This is a genomic window from Neobacillus drentensis (assembly GCF_036962125.1).
Classification (GTDB): domain Bacteria; phylum Bacillota; class Bacilli; order Bacillales; family Cytobacillaceae; genus Neobacillus; species Neobacillus drentensis_B.
The window spans coordinates 1-3,047 of record NZ_JBALOA010000047.1 but is presented as its reverse complement, the minus strand read 5'-3'; the positions used below and the strand labels follow the sequence as shown (position 1 = coordinate 3,047).

Below are 3,047 nucleotides of genomic sequence, written 5' to 3'. Positions count from 1 at the left end.
TTGACTTATCGTAGGGCGGAGAGCGAAGGACACTAGCCGTTGGGCGCTGGAGCTGGATTCAGAGAGACTAAATCAATATATCCACAATTAATTATTTTATAATTTCCTATACAATAAAAAGAGCCTTCTAGAAGAAAGGCCCTAGTTGTAAAATTCCTTAGGAAGCACCGGCTTCTTCAAATTCTACTTCCAATTCACCTAGACGGTGATACTCAGCCAAGACAGCCTCTTGGATTTTACCGCGTGTTCCCGAATTGATCGGATGCGCAATGTCACGAAACTCTCCATCAGGAGTACGTTTGCTTGGCATAGCTACAAATAAACCGTTGTTTCCGTCGATAACACGAATGTCATGGACTACAAACTCATTGTCCAAAGTGATTGATGCAATCGCTCTCATTCTTCCATCAGTGCTAACGCGGCGTAATCTTACGTCAGTTACTTCCATGTGCTCACACCCTTTTCTCATAGATAAAAAGCTAAGTAAATAAATTCAACAATATTCCTTGAAATCCTTCTTTATATTCAAAATATTTTTGAAAAGTTAGGGCAATTTAGTGAACATCATGAAAATATGGAAATAAATTGAAAGATTACATTTATTTAACGAGTGCCACTACCTCAATCTCTACTAGAACATCTTTAGGCAAGCGCGCTACCTCAACACACGACCGAGCAGGTTTATGGACCGAGAAGTATTCACCATAGACTTCATTTAATGCTGCAAAATCATCCATATTTTTAATAAATACTGTCGTCTTGACGACTGTCTCTAACGATGCACCAGCCGCATCTAATACAGCTTGCAAATTTTTAAACACTTGGTGAGCTTGTTCTTTAATATCACCTGTAACTAGAGATCCTTCTGCAGTTAATGGAATCTGACCAGAACTATAGAACAAGTTATTAACGACAATTCCTTGTGAATACGGGCCAATTGCAGCAGGTGCTTGATTTGTTTGAATAACATTCATTATTTTTCCCTCCATTTATTTTTTAGAAAATTTCCAGGTTGGACATTAATTTCCTTTTCCTTCACATCAACGTCGGATAATTGGACGAGGGAAGTATATTCATCGACGAGCCGCTCTTGAATTTTTTCTGCCTCCACTAAAACAGCAATTCCTGCTAGATGTCCATTAAACTCCTCAAGCAAGCTAATCATTCCCATTACGGTCCCACCGGCTTTCATAAAATCATCAACGATGAGGACACGTGATCCTTCTCTCATACTGCGTTTCGATAGGACCATGGTTTGAATTCTCTTCGTTGATCCGGACACATAATTAATGCTTACGGTTGGTCCTTCTGTTACCTTGCTATCTCTGCGGACAATTACAACAGGAACATTCAACTGACTGGCCACTGCATAAGCAAGCGGAATCCCTTTGGTAGCAACGGTCATGACTACATCTATTTTCGTTTCAGTATAAGCAGAGGCAATAATTCGACCGGCCTTTTGTACTACTTGTGGATTTCCTAAAATATCTGTTAAGTATAAATATCCACCAGGTAACAACCTATCGGGATTGGCTATTAATTCGCACAATTCATTGATAAACGGCTCAGCCTGTTCACGGCTTACCTTAACAAAGAATTTAACCCCTCCTGATGCCCCAGGCACGGTTTGGATGGTGCCAATCCCTCTATTTTCAAACGTTTCTTTGATAATTGCCAAATCTTCACTTATCGATGATTTCGCAGATGCATATCGCTCAGCAAAAAAAGTAAGCGGTACTAATTGGCGAGGATGGTCTAGTAAATAATTAGTCATATCAATTAAACGTTCACTGCGGCGAAATTTCATAACAAGCCCCCAAAAACACGAATATTCTAGATATAGAATACCATTTTCGTACGTATTTAATCAAGTGAGTGGCGGTCCCCCAACATGCGGACAGCAAATACCTGATCACAGAATCCTCTTAATCCATTATAAATTCGGTGCATTCTTGAATCATGTTGTACAATGCCAAAGACTGTCGGTCCACTGCCGCTCATTAATACAGCATCGGCTCCAAATCGCTTCATTTGTTCTTTAATCAGCGCAACTTCAGGGTGAAGATTTAATGTAACATCTTCTAATACATTTCCGACCTTTTTGCATACCTGTTGGTAATCATGTCCTTTGATCGCTTCGATCATTCCCGAAATATCGGGATGAGACATTTCATTCACATCAAGTCTTCGGTAAACCTCAGCAGTCGATACCCCTATGAACGGCTTGGCGAGGATAATCCAACATGTCGGCGGTGCAGGTAATTCTGTAATGATTTCCCCCCTGCCTTTAGCCAAGGCTGTACCTCCATAGACACAAAAGGAAACATCTGACCCAATTTCGCTGCCAAGTTCAGCCAATTCGTCCATTGTTAGCCCAAGATTCCATAGTTTATTTAAGCCCCTTAAAGTAGCAGCCGCATCACTGCTTCCTCCTGCAAGTCCAGCTGCAACCGGAATGGTTTTTTCAATTGAAATCAACACACCTTGCTTGACCTTGAATCGGTCTTTCAATAGCTGGGCAGCTTGAAAAGCTAAATTACGCTGGTCATCAGGAACATAGCGATTGTGAGAAAGAATATGTATTTTATCTTCGTTTAATAACGAGAGCTCGACCCGGTCAGCCAAATCAATCGTGGTCATAATCATTTCCACTTCATGATATCCATCAGGTCGTTTGTGTAAAACATCTAATGCTAAATTTATTTTGGCCGGTGCTTTTACTAAAAGCTTCACTACGTCCACCTACTCCTATATAATCCAGCGCAACGGGCGCTCCACTTTTCTTTTTTTCCGAAAATCCACATTTTGTCCTATTTTACCACAAAAAGATAAAAGTAAGACGTGAGATATAAGAAATCCTATCAAATTTTATATATTAATATTAGTTTTATAAGAAAATCGTCATAAATGAGTGGATTATAGGGAGAAATAAGAAAAGCGCAAGCGCCCTGTTCAGCAGCTTATGGCCTGGAGCACTCCAACTGAGATAAAGGAAACACGGAGAGCGTAAGCGATTCGATGTTGACTTATCGTAGGGCGGAGCGCGA

General features: G+C 40.5%; 4 protein-coding genes. All 4 read right to left on the bottom strand.

What is annotated here, in order from left to right:
• Positions 1–157 precede the first annotated feature (157 nt).
• Positions 158–448, bottom strand: coding sequence for a septation regulator SpoVG (gene spoVG / locus V7121_RS24690; protein ID WP_026565468.1), 291 nt, complete (start codon positions 446–448; stop codon positions 158–160).
• 151 nt (positions 449–599) lie between these two features.
• Entirely contained in the window at positions 600–974 is a 375-nt protein-coding gene (locus V7121_RS24685) for a RidA family protein (protein ID WP_335501729.1), read from the bottom strand.
• Complete coding sequence (purR, locus tag V7121_RS24680) at positions 974–1,807, bottom strand: pur operon repressor (RefSeq protein WP_335501731.1); 834 nt, start codon at positions 1,805–1,807, stop codon at positions 974–976. The genes V7121_RS24685 and purR overlap by 1 nt, the downstream gene beginning before the upstream one ends.
• 56 nt (positions 1,808–1,863) lie before the next feature.
• Positions 1,864–2,733 (bottom strand): 4-(cytidine 5'-diphospho)-2-C-methyl-D-erythritol kinase, encoded by an 870-nt coding sequence (gene ispE, locus V7121_RS24675; protein ID WP_335501766.1) that lies wholly within the window; start codon positions 2,731–2,733, stop codon positions 1,864–1,866.
• Positions 2,734–3,047: the final 314 nt, after the last annotated feature.